Here is a 24,108-nt window from a genome sequence, read left to right on the forward strand (position 1 = left end):
CCTCTACATTAATTATATTGTATTTTATACCAAAAGTAAATAAATCAATTATCATTTTTTAATGCTATTTTAGATACAAAGTAAGCTGCAATTATGGCTGTTACACCGCCAATGAGTTTAGCAACTATCATAGGAAATATCATACTTTTATACTCTCCGCCTGCATAACCAGCTGTAAATCCTAAATGGTCTCCAAATGTAAATGCCGCACTAACAGCAAATGCACAATTAATAATTTTTCCTTGATTATTCATATCTTTCATTATATTAAACATAGGTATATTATTTGCTAAAGTTGCAACTAAGCCTGCAGCTCCTACATCATTCATGCCTAATTTTTTGCCTATAGACTCCAAAGGCTTTGAAGCTGCTTTAGTAAGTACAAATACAAGCGGAAAAGCTCCTGCCAATACAAATGCTATGCTTGCAACTGTGGTAACAGCATCTGATATAGGAGACATTGTGATTGTTTGATTATCAATAGTAAATTTTATTATTTGAATACCAGTAAGAACTTCTATAACGGCAAATACTAAACCTATAGTAATTAATATAACTAGAAATTTAGAAAATATATCAAATACTTTTATCAAAATATCTCTTATAAATATTAATCCTAAAGTGAGAAGTATTGACACTATAATTATTGGTATAAGATTTTTTATTAAGAATATTATACCATACCCTGCCGCAAGTCCTCCGAAAAAGGCTCCTATAGGTATAGTAATCATACCAGAAGCTATACCCAAAGCCAAATACTTATGATCTTCTTTATTGATAATACCAATAGCAACAGGAATACTAAAAACTATAGTAGGTCCCATCATAGCCCCAACTATAAAAGCTGAAAACTTTCCTGCATTTACATCTTGAGCAAACTCTAATGCTAAAGGAGCACCTCCCATATCATTAGCAAGTATTGTTGTAGCAAACATAGCCGGATCTGCTCCAAGTGCCGTATATATTGGAACTATAATAGGTTTTAATAATGCTGCTATTACAGGAGCAAGACATATAATGCCTATCATAGATAAAGCCAAAGCTCCCATAGCATTAAATCCCGCTTCAAACTGTTCACCAAGACCAAATTTATTGCCAATGATTTTATCTATAGCTCCTAAAACCATAAACAAAATCATTATATACAAAATTATCTCATTTATACTCATGTGATTATATAGCCTATCAATATATTAATTCAAATTAAAATATGACAAATTTTTATGAAGACCAGCAATATGATATCTCATATACTCATAAGACTTATTCATAATACCCCATAATGACCATATATAATTATGTATAATCTGAGCCTTTCTTACTCTTAAATCATCTAAACCATTATAAGATTTTAGTAATTTAGCCCTTCTTTCATCATCTATATCAGACTCGCATACAAAACTAGCTATATCCAAATAATTAGAAGTAAAACCAGAATATTCAAAATCTATTATCTTAACATCGCTGCCATTATACAAAATATTTCCAAATAATAAATCTAAATGACATAAAACCTTTTCATCTTTATCTAGTTCCTTAGCAGAATTATGAATAAACTCTCTTTCTTTTTCTGTTACCAAACTAATAGGAACTAATTCTTCATATTTTAGAATTTTATTATGCATAAACAGAGGAACAAATCCAGGATTGTCTTTTAATTTAATCTGATGCAATTGTTCTAGTCTTTTCATAAAAAGAGATAAAAACTTTTCATCTATATCATCAAACTCTAAATCCTTATATCCTTCCAAATAATTAGTTATTTTAATATCATAATCAAAGAACATACTTTTAGGAGCAATTTCTTCAGAAACTAATGACATAATATGTTTTTCTGCTGGTCTGTCAATAAACTTTTCTGTACCTAATCCCGGAATTCTTATTACTTTTTTATCACCATTAAAAGTTATTTTATAATTATAATTAGTTAATCCTTTTAATCTTAGAGCTTCTCCATTATCAGAACACTGTTTAGCAATATCCTCAAAAGTTAAAGTATTAGTCATAATTGCATCTTTAAAAGAATCTACTTCTGTTACAATATCTTCTGCCTCACTAATATAGAACTCAATTCTATTTAATGCTCTGAAAACAGCATATTCCCAATATTCATCATCTGTACAATTATCAAGTTCTTCTTTTATAGTATCAACATATTCGCCTGCAAAATAAGCAATTCCTGTTTCCCCGTATCTTCCGCTAGTTGCATCTTCAATAATCTTTATAAGTTTCTTTTCTTCATCAACAACATATTCCCACACCATCACATTTTTTATTTCCTGAGATAAAAATTGACATTCATTAGGTTTTATATATTCAAAAAAAGATTTTTTAATATATAAATCTCCATTCATTATTATAGTACCATTAGCTATTTCATCTTTAACTAATTTTAATGATGCACTGCTGTTTTTAGATGCAAAATCTGAAGATACAACTTTTTTAAATCCTAACTTTTTTTGCAAAGGATCAAATAATTCATGCTTATAACCTGTAACAACAGTAATATCATCAACTCCGCCTTCTCTCAAAATATCAATAGCATTTTCTAATATAGTTTTTCCATGTATCTCAAGTAATGGTTTTGGTTTAACTAAAGTCATAGGAAGAAGTCTAGTACCTTTTCCAGCTGCAAGTATTATAGCTTTCATAAAAATAACACTCCTTATTGTTTATGATATTAAAATTATTAATTCAATTCTGCAAGCATTTTACTTAAAACTAAAGCTCCGTTTCTAGCAGCTTCACCTCGGCATTTATAAGCCTCATCTTTTGCTTTTATAATATTATCTTTTAATGAAGTATTGTTAATGGTATCATTTACTATATTTGAAATATTAGAAAAATTATTCTCATCTAAAGATACAGTTATTTTTGGCAAAGTTTTTAAAGTCCAAGTTTCCTCTTTAAGTTCTATAGCATCATAGCCCCTTTTATCGAAAGTAAAACTAGGTATAATTGTAGGTTTTTCAAAGAGAAAAGCATAATCCAATATAACGCCAGAAAAATCAGATATCATAACATCAGCTCTTGATAATGAATAAATATTATCCCTATTAAAATCCCATTCTATATTGGCATTATCCTTATATTTATTTTTTAATCTTTTAAGCATATCTTTTTCAACTATACTAGATTGAGGATGAGGGCGTATTATAACATAATATCCGCTGTCCAAAATAGGATCTATAACTTTTTCACCAAACCTATTAAGAAGTCCGTTCATACCCCAAGATGGTGCTATTAAAACAGTTTTTTTATTCTCTACTTTAGTAATAGATTTTGAAGCTTCCTCTTTCTTTTTATTAAGTTCATCTAAATAAGTACTTCCTATCATTTCCAATTCTTTTACTTTAGTGCCTCTTGTATCTTCCAATTCTCTTATATCCGATATTTGATTTTCACCGCTTAATAATACTGCATCAAAAAAATCTAAAGAATATAAACAATACATAGCAGATTCATTTGGAGCATGAAATATATGCACATATCTTTTTACACCTTTAGAACGTTTTAATTGAAATACATCTAAATTCGGAGTAGTCATTAAACAAATATCTGCTTCTATAAAATTAAGTTTAGCATAAGCCATATTACCTACACCTATAAATTCAGTGTGAAGTAAATCATTCTTTATTTCAAATATAGGATCATCTTCGCTTGAACTATAATATATAACAGGTATTTCTAATTTTATTAGCTCTTCTATTATAGGTTTAAATACATTGCAGTATCTTTTGTCCTCTCCGTAAATTATTATTCTCGCCTTTTTAGAAGCCTCTGTTTCTATATTTTTGCTTTTAGAAAAAGACATAGTTTTTAATTTTATAAGAAGTGCTTTAGAAAGAAAAAATAAAGTTCCTATAATTCCAAAAAGTGCTGAAAAAAGCAAACTTCCTGTACCCGGATCTATATATCCAAATACATTACTCTGGCATAGTATAAATAAAGCAAATACAGTAATTAACATGTCTATTCCTAAAAAATTAATATATCATAAATTATATAATATATAAATTGAAAAATCAAACTAATTTATAAAAAATAATATAGCCTATTCATAATTTATACGAATAGACTATATGAAATGATGTTATAAAAAATTAACTACTTAGTATAAATTTTTCCGTTATGCTTTTCTTTTATTTTTTGAACAGTATCAGATATCATATTAACAGATTCCATAATATCAGCAAACACATCAGGCTTTATAGACTGTGCTCCATCGCATAAAGCATGCTCAGGATCATTATGTACTTCTATAATCATACCGTCAGCACCTGCAGAAATAGCTGACAATGTGAGAGGAAGTGCCATCCATGATTTTCCGCTGGCATGCGAAGGATCTCCTATAACAGGCAAATGGCTTAAACGCTTTATTGAAGGTATTGCACTTACATCAAATGTATTTCTAGTATAAGTTTCAAATGTTCTTATACCTCTCTCACATAACACAACATTTTCATTGCCTTGATTGAGTATGTACTCAGCACTCATAAGCCATTCTTCTATAGTATTTGATAAACCTCTTTTTAAGAGTATAGGCTTTTTTAATTTTCCTACTTCTTTTAAAAGTTCAAAGTTCTGCATGTTTCTTGCCCCAATCTGAATCATATCCACTGTATTATCAAAATCTTCTAAATGCCTTATAGATACAATCTCACTTACAATAGGTATGCCAACCTCTTCTTTTGCAAGCTTTAATATTTTAAGTCCGTCCAAAGCTAAACCCTGAAATGCATAAGGAGAAGTTCTAGGCTTAAATGCTCCGCCTCTAAGTATAGAAGCTCCAGAAGACTTTACACTTTTAGCTATATTAATAACCTGCTCTTCACTTTCAACAGAACAAGGTCCTGCAATAATTACAGGCTTACCTTCTCCTATTTTTACACCGCTTACATCAACTACAGTATCTTCTTTTTTGAACGCCCTATTTGCTCTTTTAAATGGTTCCTGCACTTTTAATACTTTAGATACTCCGGGTAAAGATGAAATTAAATCTCTATCTATCTTTGAAGTATCCCCAACCATACCTATTACTGTGTAGTCTACTCCTACACTTTTATTTATGCCAAGACCTGCATTTTTAAGTCTTTCTATAATGTTATTAATATGTTCTTCTTTGGCATTCGGTTTCATTACCACTATCATAATAAATTCTCCTTAAAAAAATAGTTAATTAAAAATTGATAAACTTAAATATAAAAATTAAGTATTAATAAAAAAGTTTAAATATATAAATTTGTTTTGATTAGAAAAATAGATACTCTGGCGTCTTAAACGCCATAATAGAAGAAGTAATAAGCGTAGATGCTTTTGAAATTAATTGAAAATAAATTACCTTTCATAGTAATAAATTATATACAAAAAATATAAAAAGTCAAGCCTTTATAATTTTTTTACTTTTAATATATAAAAGCATCCGCAAAAATACAGATGCTTATTAATTTAATTTATGCCAAAGATAAAGCAACTTCCATCATATTTGTAAAAGTTTTCTCCCTCTGTTCAGCAGTTGTAGCCTCACCTGTAACAAGAGAATCCGAAATAGTAACCATACAAAGTGCATTAACCCCAGCATAAGCAGCATTCATATATAAAGCAGCAGCCTCCATCTCAACAGCCAATACTCCCATTTTAGCCCATTTTGGCGTTGCATTATTAGCTCCGTAAAATACATCAGATGATACTATATTGCCGACATGATAATTAATTTTCATTTCATCAGCTTTTTTTACAGCATTCTTTAAAAGCTCATAACTAGCTATAGGAGCAAAAGTTCCAGGAAGTTCATACTGAGAAGCATAATTAGAATCAGTACATGCCCCCATTCCTATAACCAAATCGCCTATATGAAGTTTATCAGATAAAGCCCCTGCTGTACCAATACGAATCAAATTCTTACAGCCGTAAAAATGAATAAGCTCATAAGAATATATACTGCAGGAAGGCATTCCCATACCTGTGCCTTGAACAGAAACTTTTTTGCCTTTATAAGTACCAGTAAACCCAAACATATTTCTTATAGAGTTATACTGAACAGCATTTTCTAAAAAATTTTCAGCTATAAATTTTGCTCTTAGAGGATCTCCCGGTAAAAGTATAGTTTCAGCAATATCGCCTTTATTTGCTCCTATATGAGGTGTAGCCATAATATTTTACTCCTTTATTTTTATATTATTTATTTTTATTATAAATATTAATCTTTTTTATATCAAGCAAATAAATTAAATAATGTTACAACTATAATTTTATTTATTTTTTTGCAATTATTTTTACATCAGCTTTTTATTAATTTCAAAATTGACTTATAATTTGTTTTATAATATTATTTTTATACAATGAAAATAATACAATATAAAAAATATATGTATAGGAGCTGTTGAATTAATATATGAAAATAAGGTTAGCAAATATTGAAGATGCTTCTCAAATTCTTTCAATATATTCTCAGTATATTGATACAAATATAACATTTGAATATAAACTACCAACTTTAGAAGAGTTTAAAAATCGTATAAAAAATATTATAGAAAAATATCCTTATTTAGTATGCGAAGACCACAGTAAAAAAATAATCGGATATTGTTATGCAAATAAATTTCTTGAAAGAGAAGCATATAATTGGAGCTGTGAACTATCTATATATTTAGATAAAAATAATATCAGCAGAGGAATAGGCAAAAAATTATGTTCTATCATTATTGAAATTCTTAAATATCAGGGAATAAAAAATATTTATTCAAAGGTTACAGTGCCGAATACAAAAAGTGATAAACTACATTATTCATTAGGTTTTAATCTGATAGGAAATTATAACAATATAGGATATAAAAATGGCAAATGGCATAGTGTAAGCATATTTGAAAAAGAACTTATTTTTGATTATGATAATCCAAAAGATATAATACCAATAAAAGAAATAAATGAAGAAAAAATAATTTCATTTATAGAAAATTACAAATAAATAATAATACATATAATAATAAGGAGATAGTAGAATGGATAAAAGAGAATTAAATGAAGAAGAAAGAAATGTAATAATTTTTAAAGGTACAGAATATCCTTTTACAGGTGAATACAATGACTTTTTTGAGGAAGGTATTTATTGCTGCAAACAATGCGGTGCAGAATTATACCGCTCTAAAGATAAATTTAAATCTCATTGCGGTTGGCCTAGCTTTGATGATGAAATAGAAGGAGCCGTTAGAAGAACATTAGATGCAGACGGATACAGAATAGAAATAACATGCAATAATTGCGGAGGACATTTAGGTCATGTATTTACAGGAGAGCATCTTACAGAAAAAAATACAAGACATTGCGTAAATTCTATTTCTCTGATATTCAAACCAAAAAAATAATTATTAATTTTAAATAAAAAGGACTTATATATTTTTATATAAGCCCTTTTATTATTATTGCTAATAAAAATTGTTCGCTAAAAATGTATAGCAAATGACTTTACTATACGCTCACAATTTTTATATATTTAAAAATTATTATTTTTTCTTCATAATATTATTGTAATCTTTAAATAATGAAGAAACAACACCGCCTAAAGCCAAAAGTCCTAAAAGGTTAGGTATAACCATAAGCCCATTAAAAGTATCTGCTAATGACCATACCAAATCAACTTTTAATGCAGAACCTAAAAGTACAAATCCAACAACCAATACAGCATAGACTTTTTTAGCTTTTACTCCAAATAAATATTTTATATTCTGCTCCCCAAAAAAATACCAGCCTATTATAGTAGTAAATGCAAAGAAAAATAAACATACAGCAACAAATATAACACCGAAATAACCGAATCCCAATCTGAATGCTTCCTGAGGCAGACCTACCCCTTTTAAAATTTCTGGTATATCAGCTGCAGATGTTAAAGGATATATTTGAGTTTGTAATATATTTGAAGTAAGTATAACCAAAGCAGTTAAAGTTACAACGATAAAAGTATCAAAGAATACACCTATCATAGCAACCACACCTTGTTCACATGGATGTTTAACTTTAGCTAAAGCATGGGCATGAGGTGTAGAACCCATACCAGCCTCATTAGAAAATAATCCTCTAGCTACTCCAAAACGCATAGCCTGCTGAACTCCTATTCCTAATCCTCCTCCTATAACTGCCTGAGGATTAAAAGCAGCTGTAAATATTAATGCTATAGAGCTAGGAAGATTTTTTATATTCATCATAATTATTATTAAAGAACCTATTATATAGAATAAAGCCATTATAGGAACTATTTTTTCAGCAAATGATGCTATTCTTCTAAGTCCGCCTATAAATATAAATGCTGCTATTAAAGCACAAAATATACCTACATATATAGGCTTAATTTGAGGAAAAGCATTAACAAAAGCTCCGCTTATAGAGTTAGACTGCACCATATTTCCCATAAAACCCAAAGCTAGTATTATAAATATAGCAAACAAAATAGATAAAAATTTACCGAAAACTCCTTTATAAGCAGCCTGTATATAATATGCAGGTCCACCTATAATATGACCGTCATCAGTTGTAGTTTTATATTTCTGACCTAAAGAAGCCTCTACAAATATAGTAGCCATTCCTAAAAAAGCTGATACCCACATCCAAAATATAGCACCGGGTCCTCCTGATATTAAAGCTGTAGCAGCACCAGCTAAATTACCTGTACCAACCTGAGCTGCAATTGCTGTAGCAAGAGACTGAAAAGAACTCATTCCCTCTTTGTCAGCAGCTTTTCCGGCTAAAGAAAGACTTCCGAATGTTCTATCCCATCCGTCTTTAAATTTTAAAATCTGCACGAATTTAAATCTTATAGTGAAATAAATTCCGCTTCCGCATAACAAAATTATTAATAAATAATCCCATAAAAAACTGTTAACCTTCGCTACTATAGATGACACCGTATCCATAATAAACTCCTAAAATTTTATTAATTAAAAATACAAACATATATTATTTAATTTGATTACTACAAAAGAACATTATCTTTAATAGTAATTAGTAAAATATTATATCATAAATACTATTTTTTTGATATAGTAAAATTCATATTATAGTTATTAAAAAACAATTTTGATAATTATTTATATTAATTCTTAAATACATTCTTTATTATTTTATAATAAGGTTTTCATATTAAGTACATATAAAGTTTACAAATCATGTTCTTAATGCTGACTATTTTTATTAAGAAAAAACATGGCAAGAGTTTATTAAATTTAGAAATTTGTTTTAACTCCCGCCCATTAAGGTTTTAAATTTTATTCTGAAATAAATATTTTATTGATTCTCATTACTTCATTAAGAAAAAGCACGCCCGCCCAAGCGTTTATTAAATTTATGACTTTAACAGCACGCGGTGAATAGATTTAAGTTTGTTTATAGAAGAATTCTAATTATTGACCGTATTTATTTTTATAGCAAGTTTAACGCGTGTAGAAAATACTAATTGAAAAAAAATATTTATAATGTAATATGGATATATGTTTGATTTATTATTAAATAATTTGCTTAAGGTTTCAAGTTCGTTATATGAGTATCAAGCATCAAAAAAAAATTGCCTAAAATTTTTTAGTAATAATAATTTTATCTATATCAGTAATAGGATTGTATTATGAAAAAGAATTTTATTAATAAGAAAATGTATTTTTTACTTCTTTTATTGATTTTAGTAATAGTATTGATAATGTCATGTAAGAAGGTCAATTTATTAAGCCCCACATATATACCTCCCCCAACAGCATTTCCAAGTAAAGATAATAATAAACCAGTAATACCATACTACCCAAATCCAACTCCTGTTCCAACGCCTCCTGAAGAAACAGAAGAGAAGGCAATAGAAATAAAACCCGAAGTAGTGGCAAACGATACAGTATTCGGCGGATATGGAAGAAGGTTTAAGTTTAAAAATGACTGGTATGTGTTAGCTACTAATGAATACCAATACAACCACAACACAAAAACACTTAACCCCACAGGTAAAGGTGCTGTATTAAGAATAGAAAAAGACGGAAAAACAATAACCAAAATACACAGCCTTTCATCAGGCAGCGATTTAGAACAAACAGAGTATTGGACTAATCTAAATTCAAAAAAATTAATAATAGAAGCGAATAGTGTATCAATACTATCAAAAGCTGAACAAAAATCATATGGCGGTAGTCACTATGAACCAAAACTTGCTCAACTAAATTTTGATGGTTTAGTACCTACTAAATATCATTTTGATGTCTATTCAAATTTTACTATAGATTTTACCAGAAGAGAATCAGACAGTCTTATAAATTGGGCATACTCAGCAAATATAGAAAAGAAAACTTATAATATTCCGCAGCCTAATAAAGATAATCCTACTGTACAGGGAAGATATGGTTTAACAGAGTTTATTTATACGTCACTATTTTATCTTAATGGCAGATTATTTATTTTTGCTGAAGAAACCACTGTGGATATAAATCCTGGAGCGTACAGAGATCCTTCAGCCCCTAAATTTAGTCCTGGAATTAGATATTATAGTGTTGATGTAAATAAAGATACTTCAGATAATAATAATTGGGTAAAACATGAACTTCCTATGCGCGAAGGAAGAGAACACGTTACATTTCTTCGGTATGATAAAAACAAATTATATTTACAGGAAAATGCCTATACTAATTATTATGAGTATAATAAAAATGATAAACGTTGGGAATTTGGTGTCGGAAAGGCTGCAGATGCCGCAAAAATATGGTCAACAGAAGACGGTATAAATTGGAAAGAAGAAAATGAAGTGCCAGATACAATAATCAATATATATAACTCAATATATTATACAATTCCTACATTATCATACGGATATCCTGACGGTACGCCTTTTGAGCCTTCTTATACTGAGTTAAACGGCAAATATTACAGAACCTTTAACAGCACTTATCCTATGCCGCCAATAAAAGAAATTATGGAGACAGTAAACAGATTTGAAACTAACTTTACCGTTACAGAAGAGCATATTAAAAAGTCTGGTTATTATCAATTACAAGTCTCTTCAATTCCTCCAGACAAAGCACAGGAATCCGACTGGGTTAATATTATGCCTAATAATCAATTAACTTCCGCTATAGGCTGGGAAAGCGGCGGTGCTGATTTATTTACTTTCAATAACAAAATAGTTCGTTTAGTGGATTATGATAGGGAATTTAAATTAAACACTCAATATGAAACTGCTTTGAATCTAGCAGAGAAATATTACAGCTTACTTTTAAACTCTGCTATATCAGACTTCAAAAATTATAATTATTATTTCTTATATTATAAAGCTATGGCTGATATGTTAAAAATAATTAAAGACAAGGGCAGCGATTATTTCCGTCCTGATGATGCAGTTACGCATTATACTTTTGAGATTAATTGATATTATAAAAATAAGGCTTCTCTCTTCTATAATAAAACTATAAAAGAGAAAAGTCTTAATTTTTTATAGTAATATTTTTTTATTGAAATATATTATTTATATTGTACAATATTAATATAAATATTTAACTATCTGTTGTTATATATTTATATTAAGGATTTTTATTTTGAAAAAAACATTTTACATTATATTATTATCAGTTTTATTTTTTACTCTATCATGCAAAAAAGTTAATTTGTTAAGTCCGTCAATAATACCTCCTCCAACTGAATTTCCAAATAACGGACAAATACCTCAATATCCAATACCAAGCCCAGCATTGCCGATACCTCCTGATAAAATAGAAGAAAAATACATAGTAGTAACCCCTGAAATAGTACAAAACGGAACAGTATTCGGAGGCTATAGCAGAAGATTTAAATTCAATAATGAATGGCATATACTTGCAACTAATGAATACCAATATGATCCTAATACTAAAAGACTAAGCCCTACAGGTAAAGGAGCCGTATTAAAAATAGATAATAATGGAAAAACTATAACAAAAGTATATGGTCTTTCATTAGGTGATGATTTAGAAAAAAAAGAGTATTGGACTAATCTTAATTCAAAAAAAGTAATAATGGAGCCTAATAGAGTAACAATTCCCACAGCAGGTACTTATGGAATGACAATTGCATATCAAGAAAAGAAATATGAATATAAAAATGTAAAATTCTATAATGATAGGTTTAGGTATATACCAGAAATTTATCTTAATGTAAAGGGGAAAGCCACTTCAGATTTAATAAATTGGGCTGACTCTCCTGATTTTCATAAAAAGGTATATAAATTACCAGAATTAAATTTTGATAATCCTAATTTTCAAGGAAGAATAGGTACAGCCAATAGTGATTTGGTACTCTTATATTTTAAAGGTAAATTTTTATTATTTATACACCCTACAATATATGATTATTATAAAGATGGTTTTATTCCTCCGTCTAATGAAGATCTTTATTTAGATTCTAAGTATTATTATACATTAGATTTAGGAAAAGATTCATCAGACCCTAAAAATTGGGTAACCAATGAAGCACCTTGGGGAAAAAGATATCTTGTTACCTATTTTCGTTATGACGGTTACAAAATGTATGCATCAGGAGGAAATACATCTAAATATGTATATGATTCTTCTGACGGATATTGGTATCTTACAATAGAAGACTCTTATGCTCCAGACGCTTGGGATGGAATATGGGGAACAAAAGACGGTATCAATTGGGAAAGGGAAATGAGTTCGGCACCTTTTAAAAATGCCCAAGATATTGCATATTTCTTTAAAGAAAACCCTTTAATTACATATAAAGCATCAGATGACGGTACTCCTTTTGAACCTGAATATACAGAACTTAACGGTATATATTATAGAACTTTTAATACTACATATCCAATACCACCTGTAAAAGAAATTATGCAGACAGCTGAAAGATTTGAAACTAATTTCACTATAACAGAAGAGCATATTAAAAACTCTGGTATTTATCAAATTCAAATGTCTTATGTGCCCCCTAATAATGCTAAAGAATCAGATTGGATTACAATAGTACCTAACAATCAAATAACTTCATCCACAGCTTGGGAAAGCGGAGGTGCGGCTTTATTTACTTTTAATGGAAAATTACTTCGCTTAGTAGACTATGATAGAGAGTTTAAATTAAATACTCAATATCAAGAAGCATTGAATTTGTCTAAACAATATTATAATTTACTTGAAACCTGCCCAGTCTCAGAGTATAAAAATAATTGTTATTATTTTCTATATTATAAAGCTATGGCTGATATGATTAAAATAATTAAAGATAAAAGCAATGATTATTTTAAACCTGATAAGGCTTTTACACATTATACTTTTGAAATTAATTAAAAGACAATTAGTATAAAAATAATTAGTTTTAATGCTATATCAATATAGAATATATATTTATAGTATTATTTTTATACATAAATTATATTTTGATATATAAAAATAATACAATCATAATATATAGCTGTATAAGATATTATTTTTAATATAATATAATTGTACAAAAATAAAACATTTCAAACTTATTAATTGGCATGTTTTTTGCATATATAATAGTGTTCAGTAATTAAATGCTGAAACAAAATTATTTAATCAAAACTTAAATAATTAATTTATAAAGGAGTGAGGCGGTATTAAAAAAGCCGTCTATTAATTAGATATGGATTATAATAAATATACAATAAAAGCCCAAGAAGCTATAAATGAAGCTGCAAATATAGCTAACGGTGAAGATCATAATGAAATAAAAAGTGAACATTTACTTCTAGCATTATTAAAACAAGAAGACGGACTTATTCAGCCTTTAGTAGAGAGAATAGGTGTTCCTATAAATACATTAATAGATAAAACTCAGAGATTAGTTGATGAAAATGTAAAAGTAACAGGAGAAAATGTTCAGCTGCATTTATCTACTAATGCAGGTAAAATTCTAGCTAAAGCAGAAAAAGAAGCCAATGCTTTAAAAGATCAGTATGTATCTACAGAACATATATTCTTAGCACTTGTTGAAGCTGACAATAAAGCAGGAGACATGCTAAGAAAAAGCGGAATAGCAAAAAAAGAAGTTTTGAGTGCATTAAAAGCATTAAGAAACGGTCAAAGAGTTAATAGCCAAGACCCAGAAGCAAAAATGCAGGCACTAGATAAATACTGCCGTGATTTAACAGAATTAGCTAAAAATGAAAAGATAGATCCCGTTATAGGAAGAGATGAAGAGATAAGAAGAGTTATGCAGGTATTATCAAGAAGAACAAAGAATAATCCTGTACTCATAGGTGAGCCCGGAGTTGGTAAAACAGCTATTGTTGAAGGACTTGCAAGAAGAATAGTTTCTCAAGATGTACCTGAAGGACTTAAAGATAAAAGATTATTAGCTTTGGATTTGGGAGCATTAGTAGCTGGTGCTAAATTCAGAGGAGAGTTTGAAGAGAGATTAAAAGCTGTTATCACTGAAATAGAAAAATCAGAAGGCAATATAATATTATTTATAGATGAGCTTCATACTTTGGTAGGAGCAGGTGCCACTGAAGGAGCAATGGACGCTTCTAATTTATTAAAACCTGCATTGGCAAGAGGTGAATTAAGAGCAATAGGTGCTACTACTTTAGATGAATACAGAAAATACATAGAAAAAGATAAAGCACTTGAAAGAAGATTCCAACAGGTTTACTGTAAAGAGCCTAGCGTTGAAGATACTATTTCAATACTTAGAGGCTTAAAAGATAAATACGAAGTTCATCATGGTGTAAGAATAAAAGATGATGCTTTAGTTGCTGCTGCTGTATTGTCAAACAGATACATAACTAACAGATTCTTACCAGACAAAGCTATTGACTTGGTAGATGAAGCTGCAAGCCAATTAAAAATAGAAATAGACAGTCAGCCTACTGAACTTGATAAATTGGAAAGAAAAATATTACAGCTTAATATAGAAAAACAAGCTCTTTCAAAAGAAAATGATCCTGCTTCTAAAGAAAGATTAGAAAAACTAGAAAAAGAATTATCCGAACTTTCTGAAGAACGCAATGCTATGAAACTTCAATGGGATAATGAAAAAGGAAGAATTGAAGAGACTAGAAAATTAAAAGAAGAACTTGAAGAGCTTAATATAAAAGAAACTCAGTATACAAGAGAAGGAAATTTAGCAAAAGCTGCAGAAATAAAATACGGTAAAATTCCAGAACTTCAGAAAAAACTTGATGAGGCTTCTAAAGCAATGGAAGATGCTAAAAACTCAGATAAAAAAAGACTATTAAGAGAAGAGATTTCTGAAGATGATATAGCAAGAGTTATATCCGTATGGACAGGAATACCTGTAAGCAAAATGCTTGCTAGTGAAAAACAAAAATACTTGCAGCTTGAAGAAGTATTACATAAGAGAGTTGTGGGACAGGATGAGGCTATAACTTCTGTTGCTGATGCTATTAGAAGAAACAGAGCAGGACTTTCTGATGAAAATAAACCGCTTGGAAGTTTCTTATTTATAGGACCTACAGGAGTTGGTAAAACTGAGCTTGCTAAAACTCTTGCGGATTTCTTGTTTAGTGATGAACATGCTTTGACAAGAATAGATATGAGCGAGTATATGGAAAAATTTTCTGTTACTAGACTTATAGGAGCTCCTCCGGGATATGTTGGCTATGATGAAGGCGGACAATTAACAGAGGCTGTAAGAAGAAGACCTTATTCTGTTATACTATTTGATGAGATAGAAAAAGCTCACCCTGATGTATTTAATGTACTTCTTCAGGTATTAGATGACGGAAGACTTACAGACGGACAAGGAAGAGTGGTAGATTTTAAAAATGCTATTATAATAATGACTAGTAATTTGGGTTCTGATTTAATTCTTGAAGCTGATAATACTAATGATATAAAAGAAAAGATTCAGGAACTACTTAAAATGTCATTTAGACCAGAGTTCTTAAACAGAATAGATGAGATAATAACATTTACTAGACTTGACAAAAAATACATTGCTGAGATAGTAAGAAATCAAATAAATAGAGTTGCTAACAGACTTAAAGATAGAAGAATAACTTTAGATGTAAGCGATGAAGCTATAGATTATATTGCTGATATTGGTTATGATCCTCAATTTGGAGCAAGACCATTAAAAAGAGCTATACAAAACTATATAGAAAATCCTCTAGCAAAAGAAATGCTGGCTGGTAAATACTTAGAAGGAGATACTATAAAAGTAAAAAAATCTGGAGATACTTTAGTTTTTGAAAAATAATATTTAATAAACTCAATAATTAATTCCATAAAAATAAAAGGCTTACTGTTAATTTCAGTAAGCCTTATTTTTTAATAATTAAATTATTTTAAGCATATTCAATTTCTATTAATGATCTCAATGCACTTTTTGCTTCATTTAAAAATCTAGGATTAGGATCAACTTTGTAATTCTCACCTATTTTAAATACTTCCATACCGCTTTCAGATTTCAATTTTAAGAATATAGTATAGTCTCCCGGATTTGAAGATATAGCATTTTGCAAACATAATAAATCCATATCATCAAATATATTTTTATTCATATATAATGCTAATTGCTTCTTACCGCTGTTATTATGTTTTATTCCTATACTATTATTAGGTCTGCTTGTAAACGCTTCATTAGAAACAACATTATCAGATCTTTTAATATCATTTTCTTTATTAGAAGTATTTTTAAATGGAGCATCATTTTTACTTACAGAAACCCTTTTATTTTCAGATTTCATTTCAGAAGATTCTTCTCTCTTTATATTATCTCTTTTTACTTCTTTAAGTTTAAGATTTTTATCTTTTAAGAAAGAATCTAATAATTTTATATCAACTATATTATTATATATTTTTTCTGAGAATCTATTTTTATCTCTTCGTCCTTTTATTAATATTCCTGTCTGTTCTTCTAGTATATCTTTGAATTTTTCTATCTGACTATTAGCTGTAATATAAAATACATATTCAGTAAATATATCCATAATCTTTAATGTAATCATAGGAGTGTTTTTCTTTGTAGTTGTTTCAATAGCTGACATAACAACACAAGGAAGTAAAAACTCATCTTTATCTTTAAGATTATCAATATCCAAAGTATTATGGAAATATTTATAATCAATTTGAGAAACATATCTTGCAAAAGGATGGTATCTTAATGAAAACCCTAAAACTTCTCTTTCATTTTCCATTAAAATATTAGAAGCATATTCCACTTGTTTTTCTATAACTAAAGAAGCACTTCCGCTGTCATCTTCAGACATAGAATCAAAAAGCATAGTCTGACCTGATAAAGTTTCTTTCTGATAATTAGAAGCATGAGCGAGTATTGCATCAAGAGAACCAAGCAATGCACTTTCAGTATGTCCGAATCCTGAAAAAGCACCGCATTTAATTAATGTTTCATATACTTTTCTATTAACCAAATGAACATCAACTCTTTTTACAAAATCTTCTAAGTTTTTGAATTGTCCGTTTTTTTCTCTTTCTTCTTGAATAGCTAAAGCAGCATGAAGACCTACACCTTTAACCGCATGTAAAGCATAAACTATTTTACCATCTTTTTGAGAAAATAAAGCATCGCTTTCAAAAACGCTTGCTGTCACTATTTCTATGTTTTTCTGTTTAATTTCATTAAGATATAAAGCTATTTTATCAGTATCAGCTATAACTGTATTAAGAAGTGCAACATAATATTCCATAGGATAATGAGCTTTAATATATGCTTCCTGATATGCAATTAAAGCATAGCAAACAGAGTGCGATTTATTGAAGCCATATTCAGCAAAACCTTTCATAGTATCAAATAAATAAGTTAATAACTCTTTATCATAACCTCTCTCAAGTCCACCCTTAATAAATTTCTCTTCCATAGAGTTCATTTTCTCTACGATCTTTTTACCCATAGCCTTTCTTAAATCATCAGCTTCAGCAGCAGTAAATCCGCCTATAACTCGGCTTATAGCCATAATCTGCTCTTGATATATTAATACTCCCTGACTCTCTTTAAGTATAGGCTCTAAATCAGGATGCTTGTATACTATTTCTTTTCTTTTATTTTTTCTGTCAGCATAATCTTTATCCATTCCGGAATTTAAAGGTCCAGGACGAAATAATGCTACGCTTGATACTAAGTCATCAAATCCTGTAGGTCTGATATTTATAAGCATCTGACGCATACCGGCACTTTCAAATTGGAAAATACCGCCTGTATCAGCTTTTCTAAATATTTCATAAACAGCTTCATCATCTAAAGGAAGTTTATCTATATCTATTTCAACACCATATCTTTCTTTTATATCTTTTATAGCATCCTTTATAAGTCTTAAGTTTTTAATACCCAAAAAGTCCATTTTTATAAGACCAGCACTTTCAACATAAGTCATTTCATACTGACAAGCCCTAGTACCTGTTTTAGAATCCTGATAAACCGGTGCTAAATCCATTATAGGATGCGATGATATAATAACTCCAGCTGCATGTAAGCCTACATTTCTAACTAATCCGTCAAGTCTTGTAGATATTTCATACATATTTTTTAATTCTCTGCTGCTTTCTATCTCTTTAACCAAAGCAGCACAATCAGGATGATCATATATATCTACAACCCTTTTAATATCATCAGGTATACTTTTAGCAAGTCTGTCGGCAGTAGCTAAATCTATATTCATAACACGGCAAACATCTCTTATAACAGATCGTCCTCCCAAAGCTCCGAAAGTAGCTATTTGAGATACATTGTCCTTGCCATATTTATTTGTTACATAATCTATTACAACTTCTCTCTTATCATCTTGAAAGTCAACATCTATATCTGGCATGCTCTTTCTTTCAGGGTTTAAAAATCTTTCAAAAAGCAAATTATAATCAAGAGGATTAACTTTAGTAATTCCTGAAGCAAATGCAACTATTGAACCAGCCGCACTTCCTCTGCCCGGACCTACAGCTACATCATTATTTCTTGCATAGTTAATAAAATCCTGAACTACAAGGAAATATCCTTCAAAACCCATCTTAGCTATGACACCCAATTCCATATCAAGTCTTTCCATAGCTTCTTTTGGTATATCATTATTATAATGTTTATTAAGACCTTCTATACACATCTTCCTTAATGCTGTAGTTTCTGTCTCACCATTGGCAAGCTCATAATTAGGCATATAATAAGTCTTAGTCATTATATTTAAATCTTTGCATTGCTCTGCTATCTTAACTGTATTTTCAAATGCTTTAGGAAGTTTAGCAAATGACTTCATCATCTCTTCTTCTGTTTTTAGATGAAATTCATTGCTTGGAAATTTATATCTTCTTGGCGAATCTAAGGTAGCTTTAGTCTGTATAGCTAAAAGTATCTCATGAGCTTTAGCATCTTCTTTTGATACATAATGAACATCATTTGTAACAACTAATTCTATATTATGATGCTTAGCTAATTGGTATAATGCACTATTTAAAGATTTTTCTTCTGGCATATTATGATCCTGAAGCTCTATATAAAAATCATTTCCAAAAATAGATTTATAATATTCAGCTAATTTTGAAGCCTGCTTATAATCTTTTTTTCTTATAGCAATAGGAATTTCTCCTCCCATACATGCTGATAAACAAATCAAGCCTTTATTATATTTTTCTATTAATTCATGGTCCACTCTCGGTCTATAATAAAAACCTTCAGTATATCCGAATGTTACCAATTTACATAAATTATTATATCCTTCTTTATCTTTAGCAAGAAGAATTAAATGCATAGCACTTTTTTCTTCGGAGTTCTCTATCTTTTTATCAAATCTTGTTTTAGGAGCAACATATACTTCACAGCCTATAATAGGAATAATACCTTTATCTTTAGCTTCAGAGAAAAATTCCATAGCCCCGAACATATTTCCATGATCAGTCATAGCTATTCCCGGCATACCTAATTCCTTAGCTCTGTCTATTAAACCCGGTATAAGCCTTTTAGTTTTATCCTTCTTAGAATATAATGACTTAATACGAGCAGCCCCATCAAGTATTGAATATTGTGTATGTACATGCAAATGAACAAATGACATATTAAACCCCTATTTGATGCTATTATTTTATATCATTTAAGTTAAATATCAAGTTAAATTTACTAAAATATATAAATAGTTTTTATTTATTTACTATAAATATTTACGGTATTTAATTTATAAAATTAATATACACTATATGAAAAAATAAATAATTTTTTATTTTTAAATTTGACAATTTCTCTTTTAATACTATAATTTCAATTAGATTTATTTTTTAATTGAAATAATACTCAATTATGTTATAATTAAAATATAAAAATAAAATTTAAAAGGAAATATACATGGCTACAACACCTATAAAATTTATGGACGTTAGATTCATTAATCCATTTATTGTATCTTTAGTATCAATATTTAAAGAGATGGCTGGTCTTACTATGGAAAAAGGTACCTTAGTTAAAGGACAAGGCCGTAAACTCTTCTCAGGATACGGTGTTGCTATAGGAATTGTCGGCGATGTTAATGGTCAAGTGCTTTATGAATTTCCTGAAAATTTCTCTCAGCTTCTTACTGAAAATCTTACAGATAAAAAACGCGGAGAATATGATTCTGAAGATGATTTTGAAGATATGATGAGAAGCGTTATTAATGAAATGGGAAACACTATAAGCGGTCTTGCTATTACTAAATTAGCTGAAGAAGGTATTAGCTGCGATATCACTCCTCCTATACTTTACTTTGGAAAAGAAATACAAATTATACCTAAAAATTTGCAAACTATAATTATTCCTTTCCAATCTTCTCTTGGATTTGTCAGCGTTAATATTGCTATGGATGCATAATAATATTAAATGATAAAAAACATTATATATATATCAGTTATAATATTTTTATTATTATCATGCAGCAACACTGTAAATAATAATATTACACATACTAATGATGTAGTTATAAAACCCTATATAAATGATAAATATAGAATAACTCCTAATGCTCTTAGATTAAAATTATTATCTGAATATACAGAAACTCATTATGGCAGTAAACTAATATATTTAGATAATCCCCAAATAATAGTAGTACATTCAACAGAAACACCAAATCTCGCTATAGCTGTAAATATATTTAAAAATGATATTTTAACAGGAAGACCTGATATAGAGGCAGGCGGTGAAGTAAATGTAGGAACTCATTTCTTAGTTGATTTTGACGGTACTATATACGAAAATACTCCTATTGAATATATAGCAAGGCATACTGTAGGATTTAATTATACTTCTATAAGCATAGAGAATATAGGATATGCCGATAAGTTGACTAAAGAACAATTAGAAGCTAATGTAAAATTGATAAAATATATAAAAAGCAAATATAAAAGTATAAAATATATAATAGCACATTATGAATATAAAGATAAAACTATGCCTCATTATTCTTTATATAAAGAATTAAATACAAAATACATAAATCCCGGCAAAAGAGATCCCGGCACCAATTTTATGAAAGAATTAAGAAAAAGAATTTAAATAAAAATATAAGGTTTATTATTTATGGAAATACTATTAGTTTATTTATTTGAAATATTTATAATTATTATTCTTATTATGCTCTCTGCTTTATTTTCAGGCAGCGAAACTGCATATACTTCTATTGATGATGTTACTTTGATGCGTTTAGTAAGAGAGAAAAAAATAAAGGAAGAAGATAAAAAGTATTGGGAAAAATCAAGTTCTATGATACCTACCCTATTAGTTGGCAACAACATAGTAAATATTTCTGCAAGTTCAATCATAACTGTATTTGCTGTAAGGCTTGCTGATATTCTGCCGCATATATCAACAAATATAATGGTTACAATATCAACCGCTACAATAACAATACTAATTATAATATTCGGAGAAATACTTCCTAAAGTAATTATGAGAGTTAATGCTGAAAAAATGATGCCTTATCTTCTATATTTCATGAAGTTCTGTCATTTAATATTCAAGCCTATAACTTTTTTAATGGATAAAATAACTACTTTTATAATGAATTATTTCGTACCTAAAAGATTAAGAGATGCTGAAAAAAGAAGTGCATTATCAAGCATGGACGATATAACAACTATAATACATTTGGGACATAAAGAAGGAATAATCAAAGAGTATACTCATGAAATGCTTACAGGTGTAATAGATTTCAGAAATAAAACTGTAGAAGAAATAATGACTCCGCGAGTTGATATGGTATGCATTGAAGCTGAAACAGATGTAAATGAAATAGTAAGACTTACAGTAGAGACTGGGCTTTCTAGATTTCCTGTTTATGAGGAAACAGTTGACCATATAATAGGAATTTTTCATACTAGAGCTTTATTTAAAGAATATGTTAAAGGCGGCGGAAAATTAAATAAAATAAAAAAGAAAGCTATTGATTATATAATGCTTCCATACTTTGTACCTGAAACTAAGACTATAAGCAGTTTATTTAATGATATGCAAAAGAAAAAACTTCAGATGGTAATTACTATTGACGAATACGGCGGAACTGCAGGACTTGTTACTATGGAGGATATAATAGAGGAAATAATGGGAGATATAGAAGATGAAAGCGATAAAAAGGAAGCTGATGTAATAAGATTTAAAGGTAAAAGAATTATAATTAATGGAAATGCTCCTATAGAAGATGTTAATAAAACTTTAAAGCTTCAATTAGAACATGAAGAATATCAAACTATAGCAGGATATGTAATTGATATGTTGGATCATATTCCTGAAATCAATGAGCGTTTTATACTTAAAGGCTACAGGGTAAGAATAATGAAAGTTGAAGACAGAAGAATAGTTGAAATGGAATTCACCCCTCTAAAATATACAAGAACAAATGAAAATGAGAATACTGATACACAAGAAACATCTGATTTAGAAAAAAATGATTTAGAAATTTTAAATGAATAAGATAATTATAAAAAATAATTACTAATTAGGAAAATAATTATGATAAAAAAAATAATCGCCATTTTATTTTTAATATTATTATATTCATGTTCTGATAATAAACAGGAAAAGGAAAAAAAAGCAGAACCTCCTAAAAGCATTAAATTAGTATTTACAGGGGATATAATGACACACCCTACTATTGTAAATGCTTTTGAAAGTAATGATGTCTTAATAGATTTGAAAGATTATTTTCAAGGGGACATTGTATTTGCAAATTTAGAATTTGTTGTCAATACGAATAAACCTCCAATGCCTTATCCTGAATTTAATGGCTCACTAGATTATTTACAATATTTCTTTAATTATTTTAATACTTTTTCAATAGCAAATAATCATGCTTATGATCAGGGAGCACAGGCAGAAGCTGAAACTGTAGCAGAACTTCATAGAAACAATAAATTAACTTTAGGAGGCTCAACTAATTCTCCTAGTATAAGCCCTATTATAACTAATATTAATGGTATACCTTTATTTATATCTGCATATACTATGCTTGATAACGGAATAAGTCATAAAACAAATAAAAACGGACATTTCTATTTTATGAATTTCTTCCCAAAACAAGAAGATTTAGTAGAAAAAGTAAAATCTGATTTAGCACTCGCTACAAACAATGAAATAAAAATAATATCTCTTCATTTCGGATTAGAATATACTACTGCTCCTGAAGAAAAAACAATGGAGACTGCAAGAGATTTAATAGAAAATGGAGTTGACATAATAGTAGGTCATCATCCTCATGTACCAAGACCTGTGGAAATTTATGAAGGAACTAATCATAGCGGAATAATAATATATTCATTGGGTAATTTCATTGCAAATCATAAGGGAAGATATCCTCATCTCGATATAGGTACAGTTGTATCATTAGAAATCAATGAAAATAAAGAGATTAATTTTTCTTATGTACCAACTTATTATGCTTTCTTTAAGCAAAATGGATTTGAGGTAATAATGAAGCCTATAAAAGAAGATCCTAATATTAATATGCCTACTCTAGCAAGCAATTATGTATACAGTACTTATGATACTAATGCCATAAAAAAAGGTTATGAACTTATACATGATTTTTATTCGCCTCTTACAAATGAGAGTGTAAAAACCATGTTTGCTGATAATATAACTAACATAAGTATTATATCTAACAATAGTTTAGCACATAATTAATATTTATAAATATTTTGTTTATTTCTT

General features: G+C 29.0%; 16 protein-coding genes. 9 read left to right on the forward strand and 7 right to left on the reverse strand.

Translation table 11 applies throughout. From position 1 onward, the window contains the following. Positions 1 to 44 precede the first annotated feature (44 nt). From BHAMNSH16_RS00900 to deoD, 5 genes are all read right to left on the reverse strand, one after another. Positions 45 to 1,169, reverse strand: coding sequence for an ethanolamine utilization protein EutH (locus tag BHAMNSH16_RS00900; protein ID WP_039955097.1), 1,125 nt, complete (start codon positions 1,167 to 1,169; stop codon positions 45 to 47). Between the two features lie 24 nt (positions 1,170 to 1,193). Continuing rightward, a complete protein-coding gene (locus tag BHAMNSH16_RS14710; RefSeq protein WP_069732184.1) occupies positions 1,194 to 2,651 on the reverse strand; it encodes a sugar phosphate nucleotidyltransferase in 1,458 nt (485 codons plus the stop codon). Positions 2,652 to 2,689: 38 nt separating this feature from the next. Continuing rightward, positions 2,690 to 3,970, reverse strand: coding sequence for a CDP-glycerol glycerophosphotransferase family protein (locus BHAMNSH16_RS00910; RefSeq protein ID WP_069732183.1), 1,281 nt, complete (start codon positions 3,968 to 3,970; stop codon positions 2,690 to 2,692). Between the two features lie 137 nt (positions 3,971 to 4,107). Next, positions 4,108 to 5,151 carry a 3-deoxy-7-phosphoheptulonate synthase gene (gene aroF, locus BHAMNSH16_RS00915; protein WP_008727279.1) on the reverse strand — a complete coding sequence of 348 codons (1,044 nt, stop codon included), beginning with the start codon at positions 5,149 to 5,151 and terminating at the stop codon, positions 4,108 to 4,110. 302 nt (positions 5,152 to 5,453) lie between these two features. After that, on the reverse strand, positions 5,454 to 6,152 hold the full coding sequence (gene deoD, locus BHAMNSH16_RS00920) for a purine-nucleoside phosphorylase (protein ID WP_008727280.1): 699 nt from the start codon (positions 6,150 to 6,152) through the stop codon (positions 5,454 to 5,456). Positions 6,153 to 6,394: 242 nt separating this feature from the next. On the opposite strand from deoD, the gene BHAMNSH16_RS00925 reads away from it, so the two are divergent. Further along, positions 6,395 to 6,967 carry a GNAT family N-acetyltransferase gene (locus tag BHAMNSH16_RS00925; protein WP_069732182.1) on the forward strand — a complete coding sequence of 191 codons (573 nt, stop codon included), beginning with the start codon at positions 6,395 to 6,397 and terminating at the stop codon, positions 6,965 to 6,967. Positions 6,968 to 7,001: 34 nt separating this feature from the next. Further along, positions 7,002 to 7,364 carry a methionine-R-sulfoxide reductase gene (locus BHAMNSH16_RS00930; protein WP_069732181.1) on the forward strand — a complete coding sequence of 121 codons (363 nt, stop codon included), beginning with the start codon at positions 7,002 to 7,004 and terminating at the stop codon, positions 7,362 to 7,364. Between the two features lie 138 nt (positions 7,365 to 7,502). Here BHAMNSH16_RS00930 and BHAMNSH16_RS00935 read toward each other — a convergent pair whose 3' ends face one another. After that, positions 7,503 to 8,906 (reverse strand): alanine/glycine:cation symporter family protein, encoded by a 1,404-nt coding sequence (locus tag BHAMNSH16_RS00935; RefSeq protein ID WP_008727177.1) that lies wholly within the window; start codon positions 8,904 to 8,906, stop codon positions 7,503 to 7,505. Between the two features lie 704 nt (positions 8,907 to 9,610). Here BHAMNSH16_RS00935 and BHAMNSH16_RS00940 point away from each other — a divergent pair. From BHAMNSH16_RS00940 to clpB, 3 genes are all read left to right on the forward strand, one after another. Further along, a complete protein-coding gene (locus BHAMNSH16_RS00940) occupies positions 9,611 to 11,386 on the forward strand; it encodes a hypothetical protein (protein WP_008727176.1) in 1,776 nt (591 codons plus the stop codon). Between the two features lie 166 nt (positions 11,387 to 11,552). Continuing rightward, positions 11,553 to 13,292 (forward strand): hypothetical protein, encoded by a 1,740-nt coding sequence (locus tag BHAMNSH16_RS00945; protein ID WP_008727174.1) that lies wholly within the window; start codon positions 11,553 to 11,555, stop codon positions 13,290 to 13,292. A 319-nt stretch (positions 13,293 to 13,611) separates the two neighbouring features. Next, entirely contained in the window at positions 13,612 to 16,191 is a 2,580-nt protein-coding gene (gene clpB / locus BHAMNSH16_RS00950; protein WP_069732180.1) for an ATP-dependent chaperone ClpB, read from the forward strand. A gap of 88 nt (positions 16,192 to 16,279) precedes the next feature. Here the strand turns inward: clpB and dnaE are convergent, their stop codons facing one another. Beyond that, positions 16,280 to 19,990 carry a DNA polymerase III subunit alpha gene (dnaE, locus tag BHAMNSH16_RS00955; RefSeq protein ID WP_069732179.1) on the reverse strand — a complete coding sequence of 1,237 codons (3,711 nt, stop codon included), beginning with the start codon at positions 19,988 to 19,990 and terminating at the stop codon, positions 16,280 to 16,282. 284 nt (positions 19,991 to 20,274) lie between these two features. Between dnaE and BHAMNSH16_RS00960 the strand changes: the two genes are divergently transcribed. The 4 genes from BHAMNSH16_RS00960 to BHAMNSH16_RS00975 are packed head-to-tail and all read left to right on the forward strand — an operon-like array spanning position 20,275 to position 24,081. Beyond that, on the forward strand, positions 20,275 to 20,775 hold the full coding sequence (locus tag BHAMNSH16_RS00960) for a chemotaxis protein CheX (RefSeq protein WP_008726787.1): 501 nt from the start codon (positions 20,275 to 20,277) through the stop codon (positions 20,773 to 20,775). A gap of 9 nt (positions 20,776 to 20,784) precedes the next feature. Beyond that, a complete protein-coding gene (locus tag BHAMNSH16_RS00965) occupies positions 20,785 to 21,459 on the forward strand; it encodes a peptidoglycan recognition protein family protein (protein WP_008726785.1) in 675 nt (224 codons plus the stop codon). A 24-nt stretch (positions 21,460 to 21,483) separates the two neighbouring features. After that, positions 21,484 to 22,872 carry a hemolysin family protein gene (locus BHAMNSH16_RS00970; protein ID WP_008726783.1) on the forward strand — a complete coding sequence of 463 codons (1,389 nt, stop codon included), beginning with the start codon at positions 21,484 to 21,486 and terminating at the stop codon, positions 22,870 to 22,872. A 39-nt stretch (positions 22,873 to 22,911) separates the two neighbouring features. Then, the gene (locus tag BHAMNSH16_RS00975) at positions 22,912 to 24,081 is read left to right on the forward strand and encodes a CapA family protein (RefSeq protein WP_069732178.1); all 1,170 of its coding nucleotides are present in this window, start codon (positions 22,912 to 22,914) and stop codon (positions 24,079 to 24,081) included. Positions 24,082 to 24,108 lie beyond the last annotated feature (27 nt).

Source organism: Brachyspira hampsonii (genome assembly GCF_002214805.1).
Classification (GTDB): domain Bacteria; phylum Spirochaetota; class Brachyspiria; order Brachyspirales; family Brachyspiraceae; genus Brachyspira; species Brachyspira hampsonii.